This window comes from Streptomyces fildesensis (assembly GCF_016107395.1).
GTDB lineage: Bacteria > Actinomycetota > Actinomycetes > Streptomycetales > Streptomycetaceae > Actinacidiphila > Actinacidiphila fildesensis.
The window spans coordinates 32,435-57,029 of the sequence record NZ_JAAIKO010000002.1 but is presented as its reverse complement, the minus strand read 5'-3'; the positions used below and the strand labels follow the sequence as shown (position 1 = coordinate 57,029).

Sequence of the window (24,595 nt, the reverse complement as noted above, 5' to 3'; positions counted from 1 at the left end):
GGCGGTCTTGCGGAGCCATTTTCCGTTGGTTTCACGATGACTTGGGCGGAAATGGGCTACAAGTGCGGGTTGCTGATGAGGATTCCGGGATCTGGATCAGGGGCCGTCGTGCCAGCCTCCGTACCCGTCGAGCGAGATCGGCGCTTCTTCTGCTGGTCAGCCCCGCCGGACAAGGGTCCACCATGTTCGCGGCGGCGCCGCGGTTCGACCACCGCACCGGTCCGCTGGCGACCGAGGGGGAGTTGCAGCGCGGCGCCATCCGCTAGAGACGGTGGGTCACTTGGCGTTCAGATACATCCCTGTGGAGTCCCGGCCCGCCGTGTTGCGGCAGTAGTAGTAGTTACCAGTGGGGTGGGCGTTCAACTGGGTCAGGCAGCTGCCGAGGGCGAGCTCGCCGTAGTAGTTCGGGTGCATCGACTCCTGGACGGTTCCCTGGGAGCTGCTCAGGCCGGCGTCGACGAAGCGCGCCCACTCACTGGTGGTGGCGGACGGCGCCGCGCCCGGGGTGGCGAGGCTGGACGTCTTGGCGCAGACCTCACGGCCCTGCAGCATGTCGCGCAGGTCCATGAACTGCACGCCCTTGGTGGCCGCGACGCCGGCGAGCGCGTTGGAGATCTGCGGGACCATCGAGTCGCGGGCCCAGTCGGCGTCACCGTTCCAGAACGGGCAGCCGCCGGTGCTGGCCCGGCTCCAGCCGCTCTCCGGGTAGCGCATCTCGGTGCTGCGCGGGATCGGGGACGGGTAGGACTGCAGCACGATGCGGTAGTCGCCCGACGCGTAGCCGTCAGCGGTCATCACGGCGCGGATCTCGTCGATCGACTTGCCGACGCCCGCCATGGCCGCGCTCATCCTGGAGTCGATGGCGCTCTGCTGGCTGGTGTGGCAGTAGGAGTACCAGATCAGGTAATCCTTGACGCAGGTCGAGATGACGTCCGAGAAGCCGAGGTCGTTGCCGCCGATCGAGAGGGTGATCAGCTTGACGGTGTTGTTCGCGGCGATCGAGGCCAGCTGGTCGGCCTGTGGCGCCTCGCCCTTGAAGGACTGGCCGCCGTTGCCCGCCCGGAAGACGTTGGCGGTGGTGGCGCCGGAGCAGGCGATGTTGACCGCTCCGGCCAGGCTGTTGATCTCGGCGGAGTCCGATCGGTCGCACCCGCTCGCGTAGGTGCTGCCGTAGACCGTGGTGGGGTCGTAGGTGCTGCCGCCGGTCCAGGCACGGTCGGTACCGTCGCGGCTGCCACTGGCGGTGTCGCTGTTGCCCTTCCAGCGACCGGCCTCTCCGGAGATGTAGCTGTCGCCCATCGACACCCTCACGACCGGTCCGGTGGCGGCTTGCGCGGGGGCCGCGACGGCCAGCAGGCCGGCGGCGACGAGGGGTAGCGCGAGGGCTGCGGCAAGCAGTCGCGTTGTTCTGCTGGTTCTGTGACGGCGTTCGGGCACGGCGGAACTCCTGCGGACGGCCTCCCGCATGGTGGGGTCGGGAGGCTCTGGGTGAGGGTGGGCCGCCGGCCGGTGGCGCGAGGAATGTGACACGTCCAACGGGGTTACCGCTAGGTAGCTGCAGCACCTTTTCCGCTCTGTTACCGACCAGTTCAGATCAGTCGCGGGGCGCCCCCCACCGTTTCCCTGGGCGTCAGGCCCCGTCGGGCGGGCCCTGGTCGGTGCCTGCGGCGAGGGCGTCGCCCAGGGGGGTTCGGTAGTAGAGGACGGAGCGGCCGGAGCGGGCTCGGAGGAGGAGGCCGGCTTTGCGGAGGACGGTCAGGTGGTCGCCGACCGCGCCGGGGGCGAGGCGCAGGGTCTGGGCGAGTTGTGTGGTGCTCGCGGGCTGGTCCAGGGCGGACAGCAGCCGGGAGCGCGAGCGGCCGAGGAGTCCGGCGAGGGCGTCCGGTTCGACGGAGTCGGGTGTCTCCCACAGCGCGGCCGTGCCCCGGGCGGGGTAGATGATCGCCTTCGGCCAGGGGTCGTCGACGTAGGTGGCCAGGTGGGGCCAGACGAAGACCGACGGGATGAGCAGCAGCCCCTCACCCGCGAGGGTGGTGACGCTGGCCGGTGACGACGACGTCCGCAGGATGTCGATACCGCCGTCGCGCCAGCGCATGTCGGGGTGGAAGCCGTCGAGGGCGGCCGCCCAGCCCGAGCGGCCGAGCTGGCCGACCCGGTGGACGACATCGCGCTCGCAGATGGCGCACAGCTGCGGCCAGTCGCGGGCCAGCAGACCGTGCCAGGCCTGGTCCAGGGCGTCGGCGACCCGCTCGACGACCGCGTCGCCGCGCAGGGTCGCCAGCACCCGCGGATCGCGGGACGGGCGCGCGGCGAGGCACAGTTCGGCTTCCTCGTGGGCCTGGGACAGGCTCGTGGCGCGGATCGCGGCGAGGTCGTCGTCCCAGGTCTGGGCGAGGCCGCGGGGCGGCAGGGCGACGAAGTTGGCGCCGAAGGTGCGGGTGTGGAGCGCGAGCGCCGCGTCGATGTCGGTGTCGCGGCGCAGCTGCTGGAAGACCGGCATCAGCCGGGCCGACCAGGCGGCCGGCAGCCGCTGCCGGGTCCGGCCCTCCAGATACCGCAGGAGGTTGCACAGCTCGAAGGCCGGCGACAGCGCGAACCTGCTGCGCAGCAGATCGTCGGTACCGAACTCGAATCGCCGCATGCCCCGAGCCTACGTCGGCGGGCGTGCGGGCTTACGTCCTGCGACGTAAGAATCGCCCCGGCGGGGGCGCCGGGAACAGGCTGCCCGTATGACGTTCACCCCTGCCCCGCTCCGGCGGACCACCTACCGGGAAGTGCTGGCCGACCAGCGCTTCCGGCTGCTCTTCGTCACCAGGACGGTGACGATCACCGCCGACGCGCTGCGGATCCTGACCCTCTCGGTGCTGATCTTCGCGACCACCGGCTCACCGCTCATGGGCGCCCTGACGTTCGGCATCGGTTTCCTCCCGCAGCTCGCCGGCTCGATGCTGCTCGGCTCGCTCGCCGACCGGGTCCGGCCGCGGCGGCTGATCGCCGCGGGTTATCTGCTGGAGTTCGCCGCCGCCGTCGCGATGGCGCTGGCCCATCTGCCGGTGGTGTTCATCCTGCTGCTCGTCGCCGTCGTGGCCTTCCTGACGCCGGTCTTCCAGGGCGCGTCCAACCGCCTCGTCGCCGACACACTGACCGGTGACGCGTACGTGCTGGGGCGGTCGCTGTCCAGCATGTCGTCGTCCGGAGCCCAGTTGCTCGGGCTCGCGGGCGGCGGGATCGCCGTGACGTTCCTGGGCTCGCGGCACGCGCTGCTGCTGAGCGCGGGCGCGTACCTCGTCGCGTCGGTCGCCGTACGGCTGCGGCTGCCCGACCTGCCGGCCCCCGACAAGGGGTCCGGATCCGGGTCCCGCTCCGGGTCCGGCTCCCTGGTGCGGCACAGCTGGTCGGGCAACCGGGCGCTGTTCGCGAACCCCCGGGTGCGGAAGCTGCTGCTCGCGCAGTGGCTGCCGTCCGCCTTCGCGGCCAGCGCCGAGAGCCTCGTCGTCCCGTTCGCGGGGCGGCGCGGATTCCCCGACGGAACCGCCGGGTTCCTGCTGGCGTGCCTGCCGGTCGGCATGCTCCTCGGCAATCTGGTCGTCGGCCGCTTCGTGCTGCCCGCGACCCGCGAACGCCTGGTCGCCGTGCTGGTCGCGGTCATCGGTCTGCCGCTGGCCGGCTTCGCCTTCGGTCCGCCGTGGCCGGTCTGCGCGGTCCTGCTGCTGGTCACCGGTACCGGGTTCGCGTACAGCCTGGGGCTCCAGCGCTCGTTCCTCGACGCGCTCCCGGAGGACAGCCGTGGGCAGGCGTTCGGGCTGCTCAGCTCCGGCATGATGACCGTGCAGGGGGTGGGGCCCGCGGTCTTCGGGGCGGCCGCCGAGGTGGTGTCCGTGGGGGCCGCCATCTCGCTCGCCGGAATCGCGTCGCTGGCCATGGCCGGCTATCTCGCCCGGGAGTCCCGCGGCGCCCGGCTGAGTCCTGCGGAGACCGCCGCCGGGACCGGATGAGGCACTACCGGGCGGGACCGGATGAGGCTGTACCGGGCGGTACCGGATGAAGCACTACCGGGCGGTATCGGATGGGCCCCACCGGGTGGGCTCTGCACGGGTGGTGGCGTCAGGACAGCGGGCCCGCGCCCGAGCCTGCCCCCGGGTCCGTGCTCTCCTCCGGGGTGGGGAGGGTGAGGGTGGAGACGGCGCCGCCGTCGGGCGCGTTGGCGAAGCTCAGCTCGGCCCCGATGGTGCGGGCCTGGCCGACGGCGATCGTCAGACCCAGGCCGTGCCCCTTGTTGCTGTTGCTGGTGGGCTCGGTACGGAAGCGCTGCGGGCCGTGGTCGATCAGATAGCCGGGATAACCGTCGCCGTGGTCCCGGACGGAGACGACGGGGCCGTCGACGGTGATCACCACCGGCGGACGGCCGTGCCGGTAGGCGTTGCCGATCAGGTTGCCGAGGACCCGTTCCAGCCGCCGCTGGTCGGTGATGAGGCAGATGTCGCGGACGACGCGCACCTCGGCGGACAGTCCCGAGGCGGCTACGGCGCGTTCGGCGAGCAGCCCCAGGTAGTGGGCGTCCGGTTCGACCTTCTCGGTACGGGAGTCGAGCCGGGAGATCTCCAGCAGGTCCTCGGTGAGCCGGCGCAGCGCCTGGACCCGGTCCTGGACCAGCTCGGTGGGCCGGCCGGGCGGCAGCAGTTCGGCAGAGGCGTGCAGACCGGCGAGCGGGGTGCGCAGTTCATGAGCCACGTCGGCGGTGAAGCGCTGCTCGCTCTGCAGCCTGAGCTGCAGCGAGGCGGCCATCGCGTCCAGCGCCGCGGAGACGGCGGCGACCTCGTCCTGGGCGTTGGCGGGACCGGCGGTGCGGGGATCGGCCACCCGGGCGTCGAGGTCGCCCGCGCTGATCCGGCGGGCGACGGCGGCGGTCCGGTGCAGTCGGCGGGTCACCCGCGAGACGGCGAAGATCCCGATCAGCAGGGTGCCGCCGATGGCCAGCACGGACGACAGGATGATCGCCCGGTCCAGCCCGCGGATGCTCTCCGCGCTGCGCGTGTAGTCGAGCGGTACTGCCAGCGCCTTTCCGCCGGCCGGACCCGCCGCCCACATCGTGCGGCGGCCGTCGACGTCGCCGAACATGGTGCCGCGCTCGCCGCGCAGCGCGAGGTCCCGGAGCTTGTCGGGCAGGTCCGGCGGGTTCAGCGCGGTGCCGCGGCGCAGCGGGTCGCCCGCTATGTACGCCTGGGTGGCGGTGTCGAGCCGGCTCAGGGCGGCGGTGCGGGCCTGGTGGACGGTCTGCCGGGTGACCATGACGTGCACGAGCATGCCGAGGACCACCGCGACGACGCAGCACATCGCGGTGATGAAGACGGCGGCCTTCCAATAGAGGGTCGCGGTCCAGGCCGGCAGCCGCCCGCGCAGTCTCATCGGGCGCTCGCGGAGGCTCACCGGGCGTTCGCGCGGCTTCACCGGGCGCTCGCGCAGCCTCATCGGGACCGCTTCCACGAGGAGTCGGTGTCGCCGCTGTCCGGTGCGTAGTCACGGCGGCCGTGGCGGGGCGGGGTGGCGCGCCGGTAGTCGTCGCTCTGGATGGCCATGGCCCGCGCCTGCGGGTCCCAGGCGTAGACCGTGCGCTGCTCGTACCCCTCGGAGGGAGTGGGCTCCTGCACGATGAGGTCCCCGCCGGCCACCTGGACGGACATCGGCTTCGTCACGGTGGCGAGGATGCGGGTGAGCACGCCGTTGTGGAGCGTGTAGCAGCGCAGTGCGAGGAAGCCGTCGACCATGTCGATACCGAGGACGGCGTCGGCCTTCCCATCGCCCGTCAGGTCGTAGTACTCGGGGCTGCGGATCGGGCATCCTTTGCGCCCCGCGGAGCCCTCCTCGCAGGCGTCGGCCTTCGCCGCGGTCTCCTCGTCGAGCGCGTCCGCCCCGGAGAGCGCGTCCGGAGCGACGGCCATCTCGGCCTGGATCACGGCGACAGGGTCCACGCTCCTGATGTCCCCAGAGGTCACCTTGGGTATGCCGGGCACCGGAACGGGCCGTTCGTTCTCCGACTCCCCGGGCGGCTCCGTGGCCGGCGGCCGGTTCGGCCACAGCTTGGCGGGGGCGGACGCGACGGGCGTCGGCCCGGCGCTCTCGGCGTCATTCGTCGCGGAGCACCCGGTCATCAGCACGGCGGCGCCCGTCCCCAGCAGGGCGAGCACGGTGCGGACGGCGGACAAGTCTCTCCCTGCGGCGGTCGGGGGCGTGGGCGGATCGGGACGCGGATCGGTGCGCTGATCCGGGCGTGGATCGGGACGCGGATCGGTGCGTGCATCGCGATGATCCAGCTCCATTGTCCGACAGCCTCGTGCCGCGGGCCCGGCGCGGAGGTGTGCCGGTGGTCACGCCACCTCCAGCGGATGAGGTGTGCCGGTGGTCACGCCACCTCCAGCGGATGACGTGTGCCGATCACGCCACCTCCAGCAGATCCGGCTCGATGCCCAGCGTCCGGTGCAGTTCTCCCAGGCCCAGCGGGGTGACCCGGACGGCGCGGCGGGTGCCGATACGGGTGGCCCAGCCCCGGTCGAGGACGAGGCGGCACAGCTCGGCGCCGGCCGTGCCGGCCAGATGGGGGCGGCGTTCCGTCCAGTCCAGGCAGGGCCGGGCGAGCGGCCGGCGGGACGGCGGGGCGGGGCTGTCGTACGCGGACAGGTCGGCGCCGAGGCCGGTGAGCCAGACCAGTCCCGGCCCGGTGAGGGAGAAGCCGGCGTCCTGGCTCAGCAGGCCGCGCCCGGTCATCGCGTCGGTGATCGCGACCCCGAGCCGGCCGGCCAGATGGTCGTAGCAGGTGCGGCCCCTGGCCAGGGCCTGGCCCGCCGAATGGGCGCGCAGCCCGCCGCCGGCCGCCGCCTTCGGCGGGGTGACGTGGGCGGCCAGGTCCTCGATCATGCGGGCGGTGTCGGGGTCGGCGAGCCGGACGTAACGGTGTCTGCCCTGCCGTTCCTGGACCAGCAGGCCGCCGTCGACGAGCCGGGTGAGGTGCTCGCTGATGGTGGACGGCGCGACCCCGCAGTGCCGGGCCAGTTCGCCGGACGTCCAGGCGCGGCGGTCGAGCAGGGCCAGACAGACGGAGGCGCGGGTCTCGTCGGCGAGCAGCGCCGCCAGGGCGGCCAGGGTGGTGGGTGTGCGCGGACCGGTCATGCCGCCCATCATCGCCCCCCGATACTTCGGCACCCGCCGAAACGTCCGGCCCCTAGTTTTCCGGCATGGACTTCATGAGAACGCGTGGCGGACAAGGCCGGGGCCGGGAGCGCTGGTGGGACGCGCTCGTGCTGCTCGCGGTGATCTGGGGCAGCAGCTTCCTGCTGATGAAGGTGGGGGTGGGCGTCCTGCCGCCCGCCTACGTGACGCTGGTGCGGCTGGTCGTCGGCGCGGTGACGCTGCTGGTGTGGCTGCGGGCCACCGGCGGCCGGCTGCCGCGCGGCGCCAGGGTGTGGGGGCATCTGGCGGTGACCGGGGCGCTGGTGAACGTCGCGCCGTTCACCCTGTTCGCCTGGGGTGAGCAGCGGGTCTCCTCGGTCGTCGCCGGAATCTTCAACGCCGCGACGCCGCTGCTGACGATGCTGGTGGTGACCGTCGTCCTGCCCGGGGAGCGGCCGGGAGCGCGCCGGCTGCTCGGGATGCCGATCGGCTTCGCGGGCGTCCTGGTGGTCCTCGGGGTGTGGCGCGGCGCCGACGGCTCGGACCTGGCGGGGCAGCTGGCCTGCCTCGCGGCGGCCGGCTGTTACGCGGTGGGCTTCCCGTACGCGCAGCGCTTCCTGGCCGGGCGCCCCGAGTCCACCGTCTCGCTCTCCGCCGCCCAGGTCGTGGTGGCGACGGTGGAGGCCGCCGTCCTGGCGCCGCTCGTCTCCGGCGGGCTGCCGGCCACCGGCCCCGACGGCTGGACGCCGTCCGCCGTCGTCGCCCTGCTGCTGCTCGGCGTGCTCGGCACCGGGGTGGCGTATCTGCTGAACTACCGGATCATCCGCCGCGCGGGAGCCGTGGCCGCGTCCACCGTCACGTATCTGATGCCGCTGGTCGCGGTGGTGGCCGGGGCGGTGGTGCTGGGCGAGGGCATGACGTGGAACCAGCCGGTGGGGGCGCTCGTCGTGCTGCTGGGCGTCGCCGTCGGACGGCGGCGCGCGGGGAACGGGAGCGCGGCCCCAGGGGTCCGCGCCGCCCCGGAAACGCCTCGACCGGCCCGGGCCGCCGCTACTACGCTCGGCCGATGACCAGCCCCCGGTACCCCGCCAAACCACGTCCCGGCGACCGCGTCGCGGTGCTCTCCCCGTCGTCCGGCCTGCCGGGCCTGCTGCCGCTGCCGTTCGAACTCGGCCTGGACCGGCTGGAGAAGGAGTTCGGCCTGCGGGTCGTGGAGTATCCGGCGACCCGGAAGATGGGCTCCACCGCACGGGAGCGGGCCGCCGATCTGCATGCCGCGTTCGCCGATCCGGAGATCACGGCCGTGATCGCGAGCATCGGCGGCGACGACCAGATCACCGTACTGCCGCATCTGGACGACGAGTTGATCCGCGCCAACCCCAAGCCGTTCTTCGGATACAGCGACAACACCTGCCTGCTGCACCATCTGTACGGGCTCGGCATCGTCGGCTATCACGGCGGCTCGGTGATGGTGGAGCTCGGGCGGCCCGGGGCGCTGCACCCGGTGACGGCGGACTCGCTGCGGGCCGCGCTGTTCACGGCGGGCGAGTACGAGCTCACGCCGGGCGGCGAGTTCAACGAGGTCAACCGGTCCTGGGACGATCCGGCGACCTTCGACGAGGCACCGCGGATGACACCGTGCGAGGGCTGGACCTGGCACCGGCCGGACCGCGTCGTGGACGGCACGGGCTGGGGCGGGAACCTGGAGATCCTGTCGTGGCTGCTGATGGCGGGCCGGGAGACGGCGCCGGCCGGGAGCCACCGGGGCGAGGTGCTCTTCCTGGAGACGTCGGAGGAGATGCCGCCGGCGGAGGAGGTCTACCGGATCCTGCGGAACATGGGCGAGCGCGGGCTGCTGCGGCAGTTCCCCGCACTGCTGATGGGACGGGCCAAGGCCTGGGACATCGGCCGGCCGGCCCAGCTCGACACGGCGGGCCGGGAGCGGTACCGCGCCGATCAACGGGCCGCGGTCCTCCGGGCGCTGGCCGAGTACGCACCGGAGACGATGGCGGTCTTCGACGTGGACCTCGGGCACACCGACCCGCAGGTCGTCATCCCGTACGGCGGGCGGATCCGCGTCGACGGACCCGCCCGGCGTATCACGGTCGGCTACTGAGCCATGCCGCTCCGAGCCGTGCCACTCCGAGTCGTGCCACTCCAAGTTGTGCCCGGGCCGTGCCGCTCATCCGGCGGCCACTCATCCGGCGGCCACATCGATGAGGACCTTGCCGACCGCGTTGTTCTCGACGGCGGCATGCGCGTCGCCCGTCTTCTCCAGCGGGAAGCGGTGCAGCGGCAGCCCGGCGTCCTCGCCGACGCGCAGCGCGCCGTCCGCGACGGCGGCCGACACATCGGCGACGGCGTCGGCCTTCGCCCGCTCGGGGACGGTGTAGACGAGGACGCCCTGCCAGCGCAGGTTGGGCACCATCGCCTGCCGGACCGGGACGGTGATCTCGTCACCGCCGTTGTTGGCGTAGAACGCGATGACCGCGTTCGGCGCGGCGACGGCGTGGTCGATGACGGCGTTCACGGCGGGGGCGACCTCGACGATGATGTCGACGCCGTCGGGCACCAGGAGCCGGATCGTCGCGGCGGCGTCCTGGGTGCGGTAGTCGATGACGTGGTGGGCACCGGCGGCGCGGGCGAGTTCGGCCTTCCGCGTGCTGCTGACCGTTGTCACCACCGTGGCCCCGGCCCAGCGCGCCAGCTGGATCGCCGCGTTGCCGACCGCGCCCGCGCCACCCGCGACCAGTACGGTGCGGCCGTCGAGCGTGCCGGGGGCGAGGCGGTCGGGTCCGCCGTCCGCGAGCGTGAGGGTGCGGTGCGCGGTCAGCGCCGGGATGCCGAGGCTCGCGCCGAGGTCGAAGGACGCCTCGCCGGGCAGGAACACGGCCTGCCGGTCCGGGAGCACCACGTACTCCTGCGCGGTGCCCTCGCTGCGCTGCCAGGCCGCCTCCCAGATCCACACCCGCTGCCCGACGCGCTCGGGCGCCACGCCCTTGCCCACTGCGTCGATCACGCCGGCGCCGTCCTGGTTCGGGACCTGCTCGGCGCCGTCGTCCGGCCCGCCCGTCGCACCCTGGCGCGACTTCCAGTCCGTGGGATTGACGCCCGAGACATGGACCCTGACCCGGACCTCCCCCGGTCCCGGCGCCGGAATCGGGCGCTCGGTCAGGGACAGTACGTCCGGTCCGCCGGTGCTGGTGTGAACGATTGCCTTCATAGCCGTCATACCCGGTTACAAGGCCCGGAGCCCGCGGCTTCTTCCCGCGGTCCGGCGCACTAGGGGCTCCATAGGGCGGATTCCCGCCATCCGCTTGATCCGCCGACCGCGAAAGACCGTGGTTTCCGGGGCCCGGCGGGTGATCCTGGCCGAAGATCCCGCCGAGATCCCGTCGCGGAATCCCCGATCCTGAGCGAAGAAGGATGCACGATGACCGTCGAATACATCCGCTACCGCATCACCGACCCGGGCCGCCGTCCCGAATTCGAGAAGGCCTACGCGACCGCCGCCGAGCAGCTGGACCTCGCGCCGCAGTGTCTGGGCTACGAGCTCTCGCACGGCGTCGAGGAGCCCGACCGCTACATCCTCCGTATCGAATGGACCTCGGTGGAGGCCCATGAGCAGGGCTTTCGCGGTGGGCCGCAGTTCCCGCCGTTCCTGGCCGCGATCCGCCCGTACATCGGCGACATCGAGGAGATGAAGCACTACGAGCGCACCTCCGTGATCTCCGGGGACCGGGCATGAGCGCCCAGCCGGCCGCGACCGGCGGCGAGGGCGCGGAGCGCGGCAGTTTCTACGAGGCGCTGGGCGGTATCGACGGCCTGCGCAGGCTGACCGAGTCCTTCTACGTGGTGGTACGCGCCGATCCGCTGCTCGCCCCGGTCTTCGCGCACTTCACCCCGACGCACGTCGAGCATGTCGCGGTGTGGATGTCCGAGGTCTTCGGCGGCCCGGCCGGCTACACCGCCGAGCTGGGCGGCCACCCCGGTCTGATCCGCAACCACCTGGGGCTGTCCATCACGGAGGAACAGCGCGCCCGTTGGGCCGAGTTGATGATCGCCACGGCCGCGAAGGAACTGCCCGACGACGAGCTGCTGCAGCAGCGCTTCGCCGAGTACATCGAGTGGGGGACGCGGATCGCGCGGTCGGTCTCACAGCCGGGCGTCGAGCCGGGCAACCCGGGTCCGGTGCCGCAGTGGGGCTGGGACGGCCTGAAGAAGCACTAGGCCGTGTTGCGAAAGTCCCGCCTGGCCCACGACGCCTGGCACGCGCCCTCGCGGCGTTGTCGGGCTCGTCCACGTACGTCCAGTACAAGGACGACCCTCCGCCTTGCGAGCGCACGCACCAGACGCCGTGGGCCACGCCCTCCGGGCGAACGGCGCTCCTTTCGAAACACGCCCTAGCCGCGGCCGGCAGAACCTAGGACCGGGACGCCGCCACGAAGAGTCCGCCGGCGGGCTGGGCGGCGTTGTACAGCGGCTCCGGGGCGAGGTCGGCGGCCTCGGGTTCCGGCAGTACGACGGCTCCGGCGCTCGGGGTGATGCGGGGCCGGCGCGGCGAGCGGTCGCCGGACGCACCACCGTGTCCGCGGTGCACCAGGAGGCCGTTGACCGGGTCGGGCGCGGCGTCGAGCGCGGCCAGCGTGCCGGGCAGTTGGCGCCAGGCCTCCCACTGCCATTCCTCGCGGAAACGGACCTCGAGCACGACGCCCCAGGAGTGGGCATGCCACTCCCAGCTCAACGCGCCGTTGGTGACCGCCGATTCAATGAGCGACTCCGCATGGGCATCGCGCCACTGTGCGGCGGAGGTCCTGGCGTTGAGGATCTCGATCGACCACCAGTCCGCAGCCATGTCTTCGACGATAGACACGCGGGCGGCGGACGGCTAGGGCGTAGGCCGAAGGTCGGTGCCGGGCGGGTTGCTCCGACCCGCCCGGCTTCCGGTCCGTCAGCGCTTGGCGAGGGCTTCCTCCACCGCGGCGAGCGTCTCGGTGACGCGCAGCGCGAAGCGCGCGTCGCAGGGGTGCGGTTGTCCGGTGCGGGCGGCGGTGATCAGGGCGTCGATGGCGTGGTGCAGCGCCTCCACCGCTCCCTCGCCGAGTTCGGGGAGCGTGAGCACACCGCGCTCACCGCGCAGTTCGACGGTGACTCCGGCGGCCGGTTCCGGTGCGGTCAGGCTGAGGGTGGCGGTGCTGGCCGCCCCGCCCGCGTGGCGCAGCGCCAGATGGACGGTGTCGCCGCTGCCGCTGACGGCCGCGACATCGGTGACGTCGCCGAACACCGGCAGGAGCACGGACAGGGCATGCGGTCCGACGTCCCACAGCGCGCCCTTCTCGCGGCGCCACGGGGAGGCCGCGAACGGGCTGTCGCCGCCGGCGAAGACCGAGCCGAGCCAGTCGGCGCGGCCGGTGAACCAGCCGCCCGCGGCGGCCTGCTCGTCGACCCACTCCCCCGTCGTCCGGTCGAAGCGGACGGTGAAGAGGACGACGGACGCGACGCCGGACGCCTCGGCGGCCTCGACGACCGCGCGTGCTTCACCGACGGTCGCCGCGAGCGGCTTGTCGAGCAGCAGATGGCGGCCGGCCGCGGCGGCGCGGGCGGCCAGCGGGGCCTGGACGTCCGGGGGCAGCGCGATCGCGACGGCGTCCACGTCCGCGATCAGGGCGTCCACGTCGTCATAGGCGCGGGTGTCGAAGCGCGCCGCCAGGTCAGCCGCGGCCTCCGGCCTGCGGCCCCATACGCCGGTGAACTCGACCCCGGGGTGGCCGCTCAGGGCGGGCGCGTGGGCGATCTCCGCCCAGGGGCCGGTGCCGAGCAGGCCGACGCGGAACGTCATGAGGAGTGCCGCTGGTAGCTCGCGCGGTCGAGGTCACGGATCTCGACGGAGCTGTGGACGGTCAGGCCGGGCGTCGCGGCGGTGTGCTCGCGGGCGAGGGCGAGCACCGCGGTGCTCAGCTCCAGCTTCGTCTCGGGGGTGCGGCCGTCCAGCAGCGCGACCTGGATGTGGATCATCGCCTCGGCGGTCCCGCCGTCCGAGATGACGATCTCGTCCAGCGGGCGGAAGCGGGTCTTGCAGCCGGACACCTGCGCGTCCGCGATCTTGGCGACCAGCGGGTGCAGGGCCTGTGCGAAGCCCTGGCGGTCGAAGGTGTCGGTGAGGGTGGCGGAGTAGTCCACGGCTATGTGCGGCATGTCGGCAGCGTACTCAGTGATGATGGACCGATGCCCACCTTTGATCTCCCCGGACGCCGCCTCGGAACCTCTGGAGGCCGCCCCGGCGCCCGGCCGCTCGCCCTCGCCCGCAGGGCGCCTTGGGCGTCCTCGGCCTATGTGGCCGCCGTGCAGTCCGGGGCGTACGCGCTGCGCCCGTTGCCGGAGGCGGACCGCCAGGCGGTGCTGCGCGCGCACTCCACCAATGTCGACAACCTGCGGGCCGGTCGCTGGCACACCCTTCTGACCAGCGCGTTTCTCGTGGAAGAGCCCCTCGATCCGGCGCACGGGGCAATACTGTTGGGCATTCTCGGCGGGGCCGAGACCGTCTGGGGATCGCGCCGGACGGCCGCGGTGTTCGCGTTCGGCCACCTCGGGGCGAGCCTGTTGGTATACGGCGGCCTCCGCGCCACGGACGCCTCGAAGGAGACGCGGTCGGCGGTGGACGTCGGAGCCAGCTACGGCCTGAACGCGGTGCTCGGGGCCGCCGCCGCCTCGCTCCCGCACCGCGCCGCACGGGCGGTGGCGGCGGCCGGCGTCCTGGGGCTCGTCGTGCGACCCCTGGTGCGGGAGGGGCGTACGTTCACCGACGCCGGGCATCTGGCAGCAGTGCTGCTCGGTCTGGGCGCAGGTCACAACGGTGCGTTCACACGGGGTTAACACAAGGGACACAGCCGGGAAAAACGTTCTTGCCATGCTGCCACCGGCTCGATCAACGGCGCTCGGCCGACACCCCTCGTTTCAGTGCACTACTGCACCCGCGAAGACAGTGGCTTGTTAAAGGATGGCGCCCCGTGACCTACAAGGCTGAGTACATCTGGATCGACGGCACCTCGCCGACCGCCAAGCTTCGCTCCAAGACGAGGATCCTGGCCGACGGCGCCGAGCTCCCGACCTGGGGCTTCGACGGTTCCAGCACCAACCAGGCCGTGGGTCACGCATCGGACCGCGTGCTCAAGCCGGTGTTCTCCTGCCCGGACCCGATCCGCGGCGGCGCCGACGTCCTCGTCATGTGCGAGGTGCTCAACACCGACATGACGCCGCACGAGAGCAACACCCGTGCGCTGCTCACCCCGATCGCCGAGCAGTTCGCCGGCCAGGAGCCGATCTTCGGCATCGAGCAGGAGTACACCTTCTTCGACGGCGCCCGGCCGCTCGGCTTCCCCGTCGCCGGCTTCCCCGCCGCGCAGGGCGGCTACTACTGCGGTGTCGGCTCCGACGAGATCTTCGGCCGCGACATCGTCGAGAAGCACCTGGAGAACTGTCTCACCGCGGGCCTGGCGATCTCCGGCATCAACGCCGAGGTCATGCCCGGCCAGTGGGAGTTCCAGGTCGGCCCGGTCTCGCCGCTGGAGGTCTCCGACCAGCTGTGGATCGCGCGCTGGCTGCTGTACCGCACCGCCGAGGACTTCAACGTCTCCGCCACCCTCGACCCGAAGCCGGTCAAGGGCGACTGGAACGGCGCGGGCGCGCACACCAACTTCTCCACCAAGGCCATGCGCGAGGGCTACGAGGCGATCATCACCGCCTGCGAGTCCCTCGGTGAGGGCAGCAAGCCGCTCGACCACGTCAAGAACTACGGCGCCGGCATCGACGAGCGCCTGACCGGTCTGCACGAGACCGCCCCGTGGAACGAGTACAGCTACGGCGTCTCCGACCGCGGCGCCTCGGTCCGCATCCCGTGGCAGGTCGAGGTCGAGCAGAAGGGCTACATCGAGGACCGGCGTCCGAACGCGAACGTCGACCCGTACGTCGTGACCCGCCTCATCGTCGAGACCTGCTGCACCGCGCTGGAGAAGGCCGGCCAGGTCTGAGCTTTCACCGCTGCATGACAACGGCTGAGGGGCCCGTCGAGTCGACGGGCCCCTCAGCCGTTGTGCTGTCGCCGGTGGTGCTCAGCGGACGCCGGTGGGCGCGCCCGCGGCGTACGCGTCCCGGGCGGGCGGGGCCGGGACGGCCTCCTCGCCATGGGACATCTTCGGCAGCCGGCCCAGCCACCGCGGCAGGTACCAGTTGCGCTCGCCGAGCAGGACCATCACCGACGGGAGCAACAGCACCCGCACCACGGTGGCGTCCAGGAACACCGCCACGGCCAGGCCGACGCCCATCTGCTTCATGTCCTGCATCGACAGCGTGGCGAAGACCGCGAAGATCGCGACCATGATCGCGGCGGCGCTGGTGACCGCGCCCGCCGTGGAGCGCACCCCGTCGCGGACCGCCTCGGTGGTGCTCATCCCCCGGTCGCGGGCCTCGCGGATCCGGGACACGACGAACACGTGGTAGTCCATCGACAGGCCGAACAGGACCACCAGGACGAACAGCGGCATCCAGCCCTCGATCGCGCCCACCGATTCCGTGCCGACCAGGGACGCGCCCCAGCCGTGCTGGAAGACCGCGGTCATGACACCGAACGCGGCGCCCACCGACAGCAGGTTGAGGAGGATGGAGGTGACCGCCACCGTCACCGAGCGGAAGCTGAACAGCATCAGCAGGAACGTCACGCCCATGATGAAGACGAAGACCGGGACGATGCCGCTCTTCAGCTGGCCGTTGAAGTCGACGGAACCGGCCAGATCACCCGTGACGTAGGCGTGCTCGGCGACCGGGCCCAGGGTGTGCGGCACCAGGTCGTCGCGCAGGGTGGCCAGGGCGTGCTCGGAGACGGCGTCGCTGCCGTTCCCCGCGAGCGGCACCTCGATCACCGCGATGTCCTGCTCCGCGTGGACCGCGGTGGTGACGCCCTTGCCGAACTCGTCCGACGCGGCGGCCTTCGCCGTGAAGCCGGCGATCGCGGCCTTGACGCCGGGCGCCTCGATGTCCGGGGCCTGCACGACGATCCTGGCCGGTGCGGGACCGCCGGGGAAGTCCGTGGTGATCTGCTCGAAGGCGGTGCGCAGCGGGGCGTCGGCCGGCAGTTGCTTGTCCATGCCCAGCGACTCGGTGTGCATCCCCAGCGCGGGGACGGCCAGCGCCAGCAGCACTCCGGCGCCCAGCACCGCGAAGATCTTGGGCCGGGCGATGACGGGCCGCAGCACGGCGCCGGAGATACGGCCCGCGGGATGCCGGCTCCTGTGGGCACGGCGGGCCCGGGACGCGCGGCCGAAGCGCGGCAGCCGGCCCCGCTCGACCCGGTCGCCGAGCAGTGACAGCAGGGCGGGCAGTACCGTCACCGAGCCGAGCATCGCGGTGAACACGACGAGGATCGTCGCCATCGCGAAGCCCTTGAAGAGCAGCAGGCCGGACAGGAACATGCCCGCCATCGCGACCATGACCGTCAGCCCGGAGACCAGTACCGCCCGGCCGCTGGTGGCCGCGGCGATCCGCAGCGCGGTCTCGGCGTCGTGTCCCGTGGCCCGCTCGTCCCGCTCGCGGCGCAGGTAGAACAGGCAGTAGTCGACGCCGACGGCCAGGCCCATCAGCAGCATCACGGAGCTGGTGGATTCGAAGATGTGCAGCTTGTGGCTGCCGAGCGCCAGCAGGCCGCCGGCCCCGATGAACGCGGTGACCGCGAGCCCGACCGGCAGCAGCGCGGCGACCAGGGCGCCGAAGGCGACCAGCAGGATGCCGAGCGCGAGCGGGACGGCCGTCCACTCGGCCTTCGCGAAGTCCTTGGTGATGACGTCGCCGAGCCACTTGCCGGCGCTGGCGTCCCCGAACTCGTCGATCAGGACGTCCTGATGGCCGTCGCGGACCTTCTGCACGGCGTCGAGCACCGGCTGCACGCGGTCGCCCGCGTCCTCCTGCTTGCCCTTCATCTCGAAGCGGATCAGCGCGGAACGGCCGTCCTGGGACGGCAGCGCCGCCTGTACGGTCCCGACCTCGCCGGTGGCGCCGACCCCTTCGGCGACCGCCTTCGCCGCCGCCTTCCACTGTCCCGGGCCCTCGGAGCGGACCAGGACCATCTCCCCGGCAGGGTGCTCCAGGCCGTGCTCCGCCAGGATCCGGTCGGCGGCGGCCGAATCGCCGGCGCCGTTCTCGTACGACTTCATCTGCGTCGTACCGACCATGCCGCCGATGACCGAGGCCACCACCACGAACAGCAGCCAGCCGATGATCGCCGTCTTGCGGTGACCGGCGCTCCACGCACCGAGCCGTGCCGCGAGATTGTCCTTCATCTCGTCGCTCCCCCAAGGATTCAGTAGATTTTTCCGACCCCTTGAAGGTAGGAATTCGGCGCTGCCGGCCCCAGCCGTCCAGACCCCCGGTCGCGATGGTGGCGCCAGGTACACCCCCCTGGGGGGCCACCGCCAGTGACCTGCGCGGACGCCGTCGGCAGACTGGGTGGTGCCAAGATGGCGACGCAGACGGTGGACCGAACGGGGAGGGCGGCCATGAACATCCGCAACGCGGGACTCGCAGGTATCAGGGGGCTCGCCCTGGCAGTACTGGGCCTCGTCGAGTCGATCGTCCTCTTCGTGTTCGCCGTGCTGTCGATCGCCTTCATCAGCCTCGGCGTCGGCATCTTCACCACCCCGTGGATGATCGCCAGGGTGCGCGACCGGGCCGACCACCGCCGGGAGCTGGCGCTGCGCTGGTCGGGTGTCGAGATCGCCCGCCCGTACCGCCCCGCACCGGAGTTCCGGCCGGGGATCGCCGGCAGCTGGCGGCGGCTGGAGTGGGTGCTGACCGACCCCGCCACCTGGCGTGACCTGCAGTGGCTGCTGGTCGACATGACGGCGGGCGCGATCCTCGCGTACCTCACGGCCGGGCTGTTCCTGGAGGGCGCCTTCGGCTGGGTGCTCGCCGCCTCCGTGTGGCGGCCGATCGTGACGGCGGGCGGGACGTACTGGTACGCGTTCATCCCGGTCTCCGACCAGACGACGGCCGTCCTCGCCGCCCTGCTCGGCACCGTCTGGATCCTGCTCGGTCTGCGCTTCTCCCCGACGCTGCTGCACCGCCACGCCCTGCTCACCCGGGCCTTCCTCGCCCCCACCCCGGCGGCACAGGAGGAGGCGCTCAAGCGGCGGGTGGCCCGGCTGGCGGAGACCCGCTCCGACGCGGTCGACAGCTCCGCCGCCGAGCTCCGGCGCATCGAACGGGACCTGCACGACGGCGCCCAGGCCCGGCTCGTCGCCATGGGCATGAACCTCGGCATCGTCGAGCACCTCCTCGAGCAGAACCCGGAGAAGGCCCGGAAGATCCTCTCCGAGGCCCGCCAGTCCTCCGCCGACGCCCTCACCGAACTGCGTGACCTGGTGCGCGGCATCCACCCGCCGGTCCTCGCGGAGCGCGGACTCGGCGACGCCGTCAGGGCGCTGGCGCTGCGCGGCCCGATCCCGACCGACGTCAACGTCGACCTGGCCGGCCGCTTCGAGGCGCCGGTGGAGTCGGCCGCCTACTTCACCGTCTCCGAGCTCCTCACCAACGCCGCCAAGCACTCGGGCGCCGAGCGCATCTGGATCGATCTGCGGCACGAGGACGGCATGCTCCGGGTCTCGGTCACCGACGACGGCAGCGGCGGCGCCGATGTCTCCCGCGGCACCGGTCTGCAGGGCATCGAACGCCGGCTCGGCGCGTTCGACGGGGTCCTGGCCGTGAACAGCCCGGTGGGCGGCCCGACCATGGTGACGATGGAACTCCCGTGCGCGCCGGCCGCCCCGGCGGCGAACCAGGTGCGCTAGCGCCGGACCGTTGACCTCACGTCGCGAGTGGCCTCCGACCCCGTATCGGGTCAGGGGCCGCTGCGGTCTCCGGTCCGGTCGCCGGTCCGGTCGCCGCATCCGGCTCGGCGCCAGGCGCGGCGGAGCCGGTCGAGTTCCGCCAGCTCGGCCCGGGTCCAGGCCACGTTGGAACGCTCCCGGACGAAGCGGCGGATCGCCTCGTTCGCCGCGGACACCGGACTCTGGTCGGAGGCGGACGGTGGCGGGACGGACATGCCCCTCACTGTGGAGTAGCGGTGTGACAGCCGTGTGAGGCGGGATGAAGAGCTGGATGAAGATTCACTGTCGCGTACGGGACGGGTGCGAGGTGGTGTGACGGGTGTGAAGGGGCGGGGTGGGATCCGCCCGCTCGGACCGGTTGTCAGAGGTGGCCGCTACGGTGGCCGTATCCCATCAGCGCTGGCTGCGCCGGGAGGGCCCCGCCGACAGCGCGGCGGGGCCCAGCACCGTCCCGCCCCCCGCCACCCTGGAGTTGCCGTGCGCGTCGTCCTCGCCGAAGACCTCTTCCTGCTGCGCGACGGACTGGTCCGGCTGCTGGAGGCGTACGACTTCGAGATCGCCGCCGCGGTCGACAACGGGCCGGAACTGCAGCGCGCCCTGGTGGAGTTGCGGCCGGACGTAGCGGTGGTGGATGTGCGGCTGCCGCCGTCGTTCACCGACGAGGGACTGCAGGCGGCGCTGTACGCCCGGCGCGAGATCCCCGGCCTTCCGGTGCTCGTGCTCTCCCAGCATGTGGAGCAGCTGTACGCCCGGGAGTTGCTGGCCGACGGCAGCGGCGGGGTCGGCTATCTGCTGAAGGACCGGGTGTTCGACGCGGACCAGTTCATCGACGCGGTGCGGCGGGTGGCCGGCGGCGGTACGGCGATGGATCCGCAGGTGATCTCGCAGCTGCTGGCCCGCAATGTACGCAATGAGCCGTTGGGACAGCTGACGCCGCGCGAGAGCGAAGTGATGGGTCTGATGGCCGAGGGCCGGTCCAATGTCGCGATCGCGGAGCGGCTGGTGGTGACCGAACGGGCCGTCGCCAAGCACACGTCCAACATCTTCGCCAAGCTCGACCTGCCGCTGTCCGACGACGACAACCGCCGGGTGCTGGCCGTGCTGGCCTACCTGGACCGTTCCTGAGCCGGACCGTTCCTGAGCCCGGCCGTTCCTGGGCCGGACCCGTCCTGAGTTCCTTGCGCGGCGCCGCCCCGCGGGCGGCCGCCGCCGTGCTCGACTGACCGGATGCACGAGACACCTCCCCCCGGAGTCCCTGCCGAGGACGTCACCGAGACCATGGCGGAACGGCTCAAGGAACGGATCTACGCGACGATCACCATGATCGCCGTCGTCGTCGGCCTCACCATGGTCGACGACCTGGCGGCGGGCGACGCGGCCGTGTCCGTCGCCGCCACCTCGCTCGGCCTGTGGCTGGCCACCCTCGTCGCGGACGACCAGGGGCACCGGGCCGTCCACCACCGCTCCACCACCTGGCCGGAGTTCCGCCGACTGCTCTACGTCAGCAGCCCGTTGCTGCTCAGCGCAGCCGGCCCGCTGATCCTGATCGGCGTGTCCGCGACCGGGGCGATGGCCCTGCACACCGCCCTGGTCGCCGCCGCAACGGTCGATGTCGTCGGGCTCTTCGCCTGGGGCTTCCTCGCCGGTGTCCGGATGGGCGGCGGCATGGTGGCCGCGCTGGTCGCCGGCACGCTGGACACGGCGATCGGCGCGGCCGTCGTACTCGTCAAGCTCACCGCGGGCCACTAGGGCGTATTGCGAAAGTCCCGCCTGGCCCACGACGCCTGGCACGCGCCCGCACCTTTACACGTCCGGGGATTCACCCCGCGCGGCGCACCGCGAACAGGAAGCAGCCGAATCCCACTGCGCGGACGTGCACGAGGGCGACCTCCGGGTCGGTGAACATCGCGGCCAGCTCCGCGTCCGCGGCGCCCGCCGCCGCCTCGTCGTGGCCGATCCGGACGAGGCGCCCGCCCAGGATGCGGCCGTCGGCGCTGTAGGCGCGGAAGACCCGCTGGGTGCCGTGCATCGCCGGCGGGTAGCCGGCGTCGGACGGCGGGCCGGGGCAGCCGTCGGCGTCGGCGTGCACGAACACCGGCCCCAGTTCCACGTACGGGCCCGGGTTCGCGCCGGTCTCCGCCGCCCAGTGACGCAGCGGAGCGTACGAGAGCAGCGCGATCCGGTCGCCGGGCGCCGCGTGCCGCAGGCAGCAGCGCAGCGGGGCGCCGCCCTCCTCGTCGGTGCTCAGCTCGGGCGCCCGGCCCGCGTCGTCGGTGTCCCGCAGGCGGGTGAGCAGGGCCGGGTCGATGGCGAAGGTGCGGAAGGCCGTGGTCCCGTGGGTGATGGTCATGGGTCGACGATCGCTCCGGACGCGGCCGGGATCCGGCGGGAATCGGACGTCGCGCTGTGGGGGACGCGGCGCGCGGCGCATTGAGTGACCATCGCACCATTCACTCGTTTGACGGCGTGTGGACACATCGGAAGCGACAGCGGCCGGACCCGTGGAGGTCGAGGTCGAGGAGGCCGAGGCCTCGATCGTCGAGAACTATCCGCACCTGGTGCGGCTGGCGTATCTGACGCTGCCGGCCGCTCTCGGCCGGCACCGCAGGGTGCTGGCCGCGCACACCCTCGTGCAGCGGGCGCTGCCGCGCGGGCGGCGCGCGCCCGACCCGGTCGCCGCGGACGCGGGCGGCCCGCGCGGTGGCCCGCCCGATCCGGCGTACGCGCTGGTGCGCCAGGAGGTGCTGCGCGGGGCGGTGGCGCACGGCGCGGAGGACGGGTGGCGGAAGCGGGCCCACGAGGCGCGCGGCTGGCTGCCGTTGCCACATGTGTGGGGGCTGCGGCTGCACCCCAAGGCGGGCGGTACGGACGAACTCGCCCTGGACCGTTCGCTCTCCGCGCTCGGCAGTCCCGCCCGTGCCGCGTTCGCGCTGAGCGCCCTGGAGGGGCTGGCCGAACGCGAGGTGCGGCAGGTGCTGGCCGCGGCGGGCGTCGCGGATCCCCGCACCGCTGTCGCCGAGGCGGCCGCGGCCGCCGGTGAGGGCGGCGAGCCGGTCCGGGCGCTGCTCGGCGGGGGCGAGTTCGATCCCTGCACGGTGCAGGCGCGGCCGACCGATCTGCTGCGCCGCCGGCAGCACATGCGGGCCGCGGGCCTCGCGGTCGCGGCCGTGGTGGTCGCGGCGGTGCTGCTGCCGCTGGCCGGCTCCGACGACGGCGACCCCGGTTCGTACGCCTCCGGGACGCCCGCCGGATCCGCGAGCCCGCTGGAGTCGTCGGCGCTGGTACGGGCCGACACCGCGCTGTGGGAGCACACGGCACGGATGGACTTCACCGCGTGGCCGGCCCGGGGCGGCCGGAAGGACGACACCGACCTGCTGCGCCGCGCCCTCGCCGTGTGGTCGCGGCCCGGGGAGCGGGTGCAGGTCTCGGCGACCCCCGGCACCTCGCGCGGCCTGCCCGCCCAGCCCCCGCAGCTGCTGTACGCGGGCGATGTGGGCGAGGCGGCCGTGGTCGTGCTCTACGACGGGATGCGGATCGTCCGGTACGCGGAGCCGCAGGACGGCAAGGGCTTCGCCGCGCTGGACTTCGCGCGGGTGGACGACGCGGACGTCACCACCGGTGCGGCCGTCGTCGTCGGCCGCGTCGACGGCAACACCCGCTTCCTGACCGCCCCCTGGGTCGACGACGCGCAGACCCGCGACCTGCTCCAGCCCAACCGTGCCGGACAACCCCTGCACGTCGCGGCCGATGGCGTCACCGACCCCGTCCGCACTCCGGGCGCGGGCGCCCCTGCGGGCCAGTGCGGGACGGCGTGGCCGGTGCTGCAGTTCCGCTCCTCGGCGAAGATCGTCGAACAGCACTCGTTCCTGCTGACGGACCTGGGCGATCTGACCCCGGTCCATCTCACGTACACCCCGCCGCCGGGCGGCACGTCCGCCCCGGCCCGGCAGCCGCGCGAGGCCACCGGGTCGCAGGCCCTGCTGAACTGGGCGCACAGCGCGTGCCGGCTCGGGGCGCTGCGCGGCCAGGGCGTACGGGCCGTCAACAACTGGGAGTTCGCCGAGCAGCGGTTGCCCGAGGGCGGCGCACCCGCGTCGTGGGTGTGCACGCGGACGGACACCTGGCGCGGCGCCGGGCAGGCGATGGTGCAGTTCCAGCCCCCCGGCTCGTCGCCGACCGCTCTCGCGGCGGTGGCCGCACAGGCCGAGGACACCAACGCGTGCAGCCGGTTCGGCCAGCACGTGCTGGCCGGCGTCATGTGGAAGTCCCCGGCCGGCCACTGGTTCCTGCTCGCGGCCGGCAGCCGCGAGGTCACCAAGGTCTCGGCCACCGGCGGCGTCCGCGCGAGCGCGGACGGCCCGCTGCTCGCCGTCCGCGCGGAACGCGGCGCGAACGCCAAGCTGACGGGCCGGCTGACGACCGGCAGGACCCTGGACGCGCTGGGGTAGCGACTCAGCGGCTGGGGACGGCCAGGGACATCGTGACGTGGTCGTCCACGTGGCTGTCCTCGGCCCAGCCCTGGCGGGCGTAGAACGCCTGGGCCCGCTGGTTGGGCTCGAAGACCTCCAGCCGGGCGGCGGTCACGGCGGCGTCCTGCCAGGCCGTGACGCACGCCCGGTGCAGGGCGCTGCCGAGGCCCGCCCGCCAGAGCTCCGGGTCGACGTGGAACTGGAAGAGCTTCTCCTCGCCGGGCCGGAAGCCGAGCACCGCGAAGGCGACCACCCGGTCCTCGCGCAGCACACAGAGCACCTTGCGGTCGGCCGACCCGATCGCGCGCTCGGTGCCTTCCCGGCAGCGGCGCAGTTCGTCGGGGCCGTTGTACGCCTCCTCGGGGAGGTGCCCCTCGTAGTACGTGGCGCGGGCCCTGCGGTGCACGTCGGCGATGCTGTCCAGGTCACCGGGATCGGCGTCACGGATCGTGACGGATATGGCGTTCATGATCCCCTGGACGTCCCCTCGGGGGTGGCCGGTTCCGGGCCGGGGGCTCCGGGTGAGAATGGCGGCCATGAGCGATCTTCAACGAGACGGTGTGATCTTCCGGCAGGCCACCGAGGACGACGTACCCGCCCTCGTCGCCCTGTACGACGGCGCCGCCCGCTGGATGCAGCGGCACGGCATCGACCAGTGGAAGCCCGGCCAGAAGAGCGAGGACCACTTCCTGCTCCGTATGAAGGAGGGCGAGGTCTGGCTCGCCGACACCGGCGCCGCCGCCCCGGTCGGCGGCTGGGAACTGTGGTGGGACGACGAGCCCGCCTGGGGCCCGCAGCCCCCGGTCGCGGGCTACATCCACCGCCTGATGACCGACCGCGCCACCGCCCCGCCGAACCTCGGCCGCGCGATGCTCACCCACGCTGAACACCGCATCACCCGAACCGGCCGCACCCTGAGCCGCCTGGACTGCGTCTCGACCAACCCCCGCCTGCGCGCGTACTACGAGTCCGCGGGCTACACCGTGACCGGCGAACAACCCCTCAAGGACGGTGGCAAGGGCAGCAGGTACGCGGTAACCCTCCTGGAGAAACGGCTCGTCGACTGACGAGACCCGCCCCCCGGGTGGG

The 24,595-nt window shown here is 72.8% G+C and carries 25 protein-coding genes; 12 read left to right on the top strand and 13 right to left on the bottom strand.

Translation table 11 applies throughout. The annotated features are described in order from the left end of the window. Window positions 1-276 precede the first annotated feature (276 nt). Together C6N31_RS04000 and C6N31_RS03995 are read right to left on the bottom strand one after the other, a co-directional pair. Window positions 277-1,437, bottom strand: a complete 1,161-nt coding sequence (locus tag C6N31_RS04000; RefSeq protein ID WP_244809143.1) for a GDSL-type esterase/lipase family protein — start codon at window positions 1,435-1,437, stop codon at window positions 277-279. Between the two features lie 193 nt (window positions 1,438-1,630). Next, window positions 1,631-2,641: a DUF5937 family protein gene (locus C6N31_RS03995; protein ID WP_198357139.1), complete on the bottom strand. Its 1,011-nt coding sequence runs from the start codon at window positions 2,639-2,641 to the stop codon at window positions 1,631-1,633. A gap of 88 nt (window positions 2,642-2,729) precedes the next feature. On the opposite strand from C6N31_RS03995, the gene C6N31_RS03990 reads away from it, so the two are divergent. After that, window positions 2,730-3,995, top strand: a complete 1,266-nt coding sequence (locus tag C6N31_RS03990) for an MFS transporter (protein WP_198357138.1) — start codon at window positions 2,730-2,732, stop codon at window positions 3,993-3,995. 109 nt (window positions 3,996-4,104) lie between these two features. Here C6N31_RS03990 and C6N31_RS03985 read toward each other — a convergent pair whose 3' ends face one another. The 3 genes from C6N31_RS03985 to C6N31_RS03975 form a co-directional block, all read right to left on the bottom strand. Further along, window positions 4,105-5,406, bottom strand: coding sequence for an ATP-binding protein (locus tag C6N31_RS03985; RefSeq protein WP_138353810.1), 1,302 nt, complete (start codon window positions 5,404-5,406; stop codon window positions 4,105-4,107). Window positions 5,407-5,465: 59 nt separating this feature from the next. Beyond that, on the bottom strand, window positions 5,466-6,203 hold the full coding sequence (locus tag C6N31_RS03980; RefSeq protein ID WP_138353735.1) for a hypothetical protein: 738 nt from the start codon (window positions 6,201-6,203) through the stop codon (window positions 5,466-5,468). A 229-nt stretch (window positions 6,204-6,432) separates the two neighbouring features. After that, window positions 6,433-7,164, bottom strand: coding sequence for an ArsR/SmtB family transcription factor (locus tag C6N31_RS03975; RefSeq protein ID WP_232484787.1), 732 nt, complete (start codon window positions 7,162-7,164; stop codon window positions 6,433-6,435). Window positions 7,165-7,229: 65 nt separating this feature from the next. Between C6N31_RS03975 and C6N31_RS03970 the strand changes: the two genes are divergently transcribed. Both C6N31_RS03970 and C6N31_RS03965 read left to right on the top strand, forming a co-directional pair. Beyond that, window positions 7,230-8,234 carry a DMT family transporter gene (locus tag C6N31_RS03970; RefSeq protein WP_198357137.1) on the top strand — a complete coding sequence of 335 codons (1,005 nt, stop codon included), beginning with the start codon at window positions 7,230-7,232 and terminating at the stop codon, window positions 8,232-8,234. Next, window positions 8,231-9,280: a S66 family peptidase gene (locus C6N31_RS03965; protein WP_138353736.1), complete on the top strand. Its 1,050-nt coding sequence runs from the start codon at window positions 8,231-8,233 to the stop codon at window positions 9,278-9,280. Before C6N31_RS03970 ends, C6N31_RS03965 begins: the two co-directional genes overlap by 4 nt. A gap of 81 nt (window positions 9,281-9,361) precedes the next feature. Here C6N31_RS03965 and C6N31_RS03960 read toward each other — a convergent pair whose 3' ends face one another. Beyond that, a complete protein-coding gene (locus C6N31_RS03960) occupies window positions 9,362-10,387 on the bottom strand; it encodes an NADPH:quinone reductase (protein ID WP_138353737.1) in 1,026 nt (341 codons plus the stop codon). 210 nt (window positions 10,388-10,597) lie between these two features. Here C6N31_RS03960 and C6N31_RS03955 point away from each other — a divergent pair, with 210 nt between their 5' ends. Together C6N31_RS03955 and C6N31_RS03950 are read left to right on the top strand one after the other, a co-directional pair. Continuing rightward, window positions 10,598-10,912: an antibiotic biosynthesis monooxygenase family protein gene (locus C6N31_RS03955; protein ID WP_138353738.1), complete on the top strand. Its 315-nt coding sequence runs from the start codon at window positions 10,598-10,600 to the stop codon at window positions 10,910-10,912. Further along, a complete protein-coding gene (locus C6N31_RS03950) occupies window positions 10,909-11,394 on the top strand; it encodes a group II truncated hemoglobin (protein ID WP_138353739.1) in 486 nt (161 codons plus the stop codon). Before C6N31_RS03955 ends, C6N31_RS03950 begins: the two co-directional genes overlap by 4 nt. A 193-nt stretch (window positions 11,395-11,587) precedes the next feature. Here the strand turns inward: C6N31_RS03950 and C6N31_RS03945 are convergent, their stop codons facing one another. The 3 genes from C6N31_RS03945 to C6N31_RS03935 form a co-directional block, all read right to left on the bottom strand. After that, the gene (locus C6N31_RS03945) at window positions 11,588-12,019 is read right to left on the bottom strand and encodes a hypothetical protein (RefSeq protein ID WP_187144841.1); all 432 of its coding nucleotides are present in this window, start codon (window positions 12,017-12,019) and stop codon (window positions 11,588-11,590) included. Window positions 12,020-12,115: 96 nt separating this feature from the next. Next, window positions 12,116-13,003 carry a Gfo/Idh/MocA family protein gene (locus C6N31_RS03940; protein WP_198357136.1) on the bottom strand — a complete coding sequence of 296 codons (888 nt, stop codon included), beginning with the start codon at window positions 13,001-13,003 and terminating at the stop codon, window positions 12,116-12,118. After that, entirely contained in the window at window positions 13,000-13,359 is a 360-nt protein-coding gene (locus C6N31_RS03935; RefSeq protein ID WP_138353741.1) for a 5-carboxymethyl-2-hydroxymuconate Delta-isomerase, read from the bottom strand. Before C6N31_RS03935 ends, C6N31_RS03940 begins: the two co-directional genes overlap by 4 nt. Before the next feature lie 30 nt (window positions 13,360-13,389). On the opposite strand from C6N31_RS03935, the gene C6N31_RS03930 reads away from it, so the two are divergent. Continuing rightward, window positions 13,390-14,037, top strand: coding sequence for a rhomboid-like protein (locus tag C6N31_RS03930; protein WP_138353742.1), 648 nt, complete (start codon window positions 13,390-13,392; stop codon window positions 14,035-14,037). Window positions 14,038-14,171: 134 nt separating this feature from the next. After that, window positions 14,172-15,191 (top strand): glutamine synthetase, encoded by a 1,020-nt coding sequence (glnII, locus tag C6N31_RS03925; protein ID WP_138353743.1) that lies wholly within the window; start codon window positions 14,172-14,174, stop codon window positions 15,189-15,191. Window positions 15,192-15,272: 81 nt separating this feature from the next. On the opposite strand, the gene C6N31_RS03920 is transcribed toward glnII, so the two are convergent. Continuing rightward, entirely contained in the window at window positions 15,273-17,492 is a 2,220-nt protein-coding gene (locus C6N31_RS03920; RefSeq protein ID WP_138353744.1) for an MMPL family transporter, read from the bottom strand. A 216-nt stretch (window positions 17,493-17,708) separates the two neighbouring features. Here C6N31_RS03920 and C6N31_RS03915 point away from each other — a divergent pair, with 216 nt between their 5' ends. Next, a complete protein-coding gene (locus C6N31_RS03915; RefSeq protein WP_138353745.1) occupies window positions 17,709-18,998 on the top strand; it encodes a sensor histidine kinase in 1,290 nt (429 codons plus the stop codon). Window positions 18,999-19,048: 50 nt separating this feature from the next. Here C6N31_RS03915 and C6N31_RS03910 read toward each other — a convergent pair whose 3' ends face one another. Continuing rightward, the gene (locus tag C6N31_RS03910) at window positions 19,049-19,252 is read right to left on the bottom strand and encodes a hypothetical protein (RefSeq protein ID WP_198357135.1); all 204 of its coding nucleotides are present in this window, start codon (window positions 19,250-19,252) and stop codon (window positions 19,049-19,051) included. Window positions 19,253-19,514: 262 nt separating this feature from the next. Between C6N31_RS03910 and C6N31_RS03905 the strand changes: the two genes are divergently transcribed. Together C6N31_RS03905 and C6N31_RS03900 are read left to right on the top strand one after the other, a co-directional pair. Beyond that, window positions 19,515-20,162: a LuxR C-terminal-related transcriptional regulator gene (locus C6N31_RS03905; protein ID WP_138353747.1), complete on the top strand. Its 648-nt coding sequence runs from the start codon at window positions 19,515-19,517 to the stop codon at window positions 20,160-20,162. Between the two features lie 102 nt (window positions 20,163-20,264). Continuing rightward, window positions 20,265-20,786: a hypothetical protein gene (locus C6N31_RS03900; protein ID WP_138353748.1), complete on the top strand. Its 522-nt coding sequence runs from the start codon at window positions 20,265-20,267 to the stop codon at window positions 20,784-20,786. A gap of 70 nt (window positions 20,787-20,856) precedes the next feature. Here the strand turns inward: C6N31_RS03900 and C6N31_RS03895 are convergent, their stop codons facing one another. Next, on the bottom strand, window positions 20,857-21,387 hold the full coding sequence (locus C6N31_RS03895) for a DUF1203 domain-containing protein (protein WP_138353749.1): 531 nt from the start codon (window positions 21,385-21,387) through the stop codon (window positions 20,857-20,859). A gap of 118 nt (window positions 21,388-21,505) precedes the next feature. On the opposite strand from C6N31_RS03895, the gene C6N31_RS03890 reads away from it, so the two are divergent. Further along, window positions 21,506-23,485 (top strand): hypothetical protein, encoded by a 1,980-nt coding sequence (locus tag C6N31_RS03890; RefSeq protein ID WP_138353750.1) that lies wholly within the window; start codon window positions 21,506-21,508, stop codon window positions 23,483-23,485. 4 nt (window positions 23,486-23,489) lie between these two features. On the opposite strand, the gene C6N31_RS03885 is transcribed toward C6N31_RS03890, so the two are convergent. Beyond that, complete coding sequence (locus C6N31_RS03885; protein ID WP_187144842.1) at window positions 23,490-23,975, bottom strand: GNAT family N-acetyltransferase; 486 nt, start codon at window positions 23,973-23,975, stop codon at window positions 23,490-23,492. 67 nt (window positions 23,976-24,042) lie between these two features. Between C6N31_RS03885 and C6N31_RS03880 the strand changes: the two genes are divergently transcribed. After that, window positions 24,043-24,573: a GNAT family N-acetyltransferase gene (locus tag C6N31_RS03880; protein WP_187144843.1), complete on the top strand. Its 531-nt coding sequence runs from the start codon at window positions 24,043-24,045 to the stop codon at window positions 24,571-24,573. The last annotated feature ends 22 nt before the right edge of the window (window positions 24,574-24,595 follow it).

What these genes read in the sequence shown, in the direction of transcription:
- C6N31_RS03915 (WP_138353745.1), top strand. Translation starts at nt 17,709, where the DNA reads ATGAACATCCGCAACGCGGGACTCGCAGGTATCAGGGGGCTCGCCCTG.
- C6N31_RS03900 (WP_138353748.1), top strand. Translation starts at nt 20,265, where the DNA reads ATGCACGAGACACCTCCCCCCGGAGTCCCTGCCGAGGACGTCACCGAG.
- C6N31_RS03955 (WP_138353738.1), top strand. Translation starts at nt 10,598, where the DNA reads ATGACCGTCGAATACATCCGCTACCGCATCACCGACCCGGGCCGCCGT.
- C6N31_RS03920 (WP_138353744.1), bottom strand. Translation starts at nt 17,492, where the DNA reads ATGAAGGACAATCTCGCGGCACGGCTCGGTGCGTGGAGCGCCGGTCAC.
- C6N31_RS03935 (WP_138353741.1), bottom strand. Translation starts at nt 13,359, where the DNA reads ATGCCGCACATAGCCGTGGACTACTCCGCCACCCTCACCGACACCTTC.
- C6N31_RS03940 (WP_198357136.1), bottom strand. Translation starts at nt 13,003, where the DNA reads ATGACGTTCCGCGTCGGCCTGCTCGGCACCGGCCCCTGGGCGGAGATC.
- C6N31_RS03970 (WP_198357137.1), top strand. Translation starts at nt 7,230, where the DNA reads ATGGACTTCATGAGAACGCGTGGCGGACAAGGCCGGGGCCGGGAGCGC.
- C6N31_RS03880 (WP_187144843.1), top strand. Translation starts at nt 24,043, where the DNA reads ATGAGCGATCTTCAACGAGACGGTGTGATCTTCCGGCAGGCCACCGAG.
- C6N31_RS03995 (WP_198357139.1), bottom strand. Translation starts at nt 2,641, where the DNA reads ATGCGGCGATTCGAGTTCGGTACCGACGATCTGCTGCGCAGCAGGTTC.
- C6N31_RS03975 (WP_232484787.1), bottom strand. Translation starts at nt 7,164, where the DNA reads ATGACCGGTCCGCGCACACCCACCACCCTGGCCGCCCTGGCGGCGCTG.
- C6N31_RS03885 (WP_187144842.1), bottom strand. Translation starts at nt 23,975, where the DNA reads ATGAACGCCATATCCGTCACGATCCGTGACGCCGATCCCGGTGACCTG.
- C6N31_RS03965 (WP_138353736.1), top strand. Translation starts at nt 8,231, where the DNA reads ATGACCAGCCCCCGGTACCCCGCCAAACCACGTCCCGGCGACCGCGTC.
- C6N31_RS03930 (WP_138353742.1), top strand. Translation starts at nt 13,390, where the DNA reads ATGCCCACCTTTGATCTCCCCGGACGCCGCCTCGGAACCTCTGGAGGC.
- C6N31_RS03895 (WP_138353749.1), bottom strand. Translation starts at nt 21,387, where the DNA reads ATGACCATCACCCACGGGACCACGGCCTTCCGCACCTTCGCCATCGAC.
- C6N31_RS03985 (WP_138353810.1), bottom strand. Translation starts at nt 5,406, where the DNA reads ATGAGACTGCGCGGGCGGCTGCCGGCCTGGACCGCGACCCTCTATTGG.
- C6N31_RS03960 (WP_138353737.1), bottom strand. Translation starts at nt 10,387, where the DNA reads ATGAAGGCAATCGTTCACACCAGCACCGGCGGACCGGACGTACTGTCC.
- C6N31_RS03945 (WP_187144841.1), bottom strand. Translation starts at nt 12,019, where the DNA reads ATGGCTGCGGACTGGTGGTCGATCGAGATCCTCAACGCCAGGACCTCC.
- C6N31_RS03990 (WP_198357138.1), top strand. Translation starts at nt 2,730, where the DNA reads ATGACGTTCACCCCTGCCCCGCTCCGGCGGACCACCTACCGGGAAGTG.
- C6N31_RS03910 (WP_198357135.1), bottom strand. Translation starts at nt 19,252, where the DNA reads ATGTCCGTCCCGCCACCGTCCGCCTCCGACCAGAGTCCGGTGTCCGCG.
- C6N31_RS03950 (WP_138353739.1), top strand. Translation starts at nt 10,909, where the DNA reads ATGAGCGCCCAGCCGGCCGCGACCGGCGGCGAGGGCGCGGAGCGCGGC.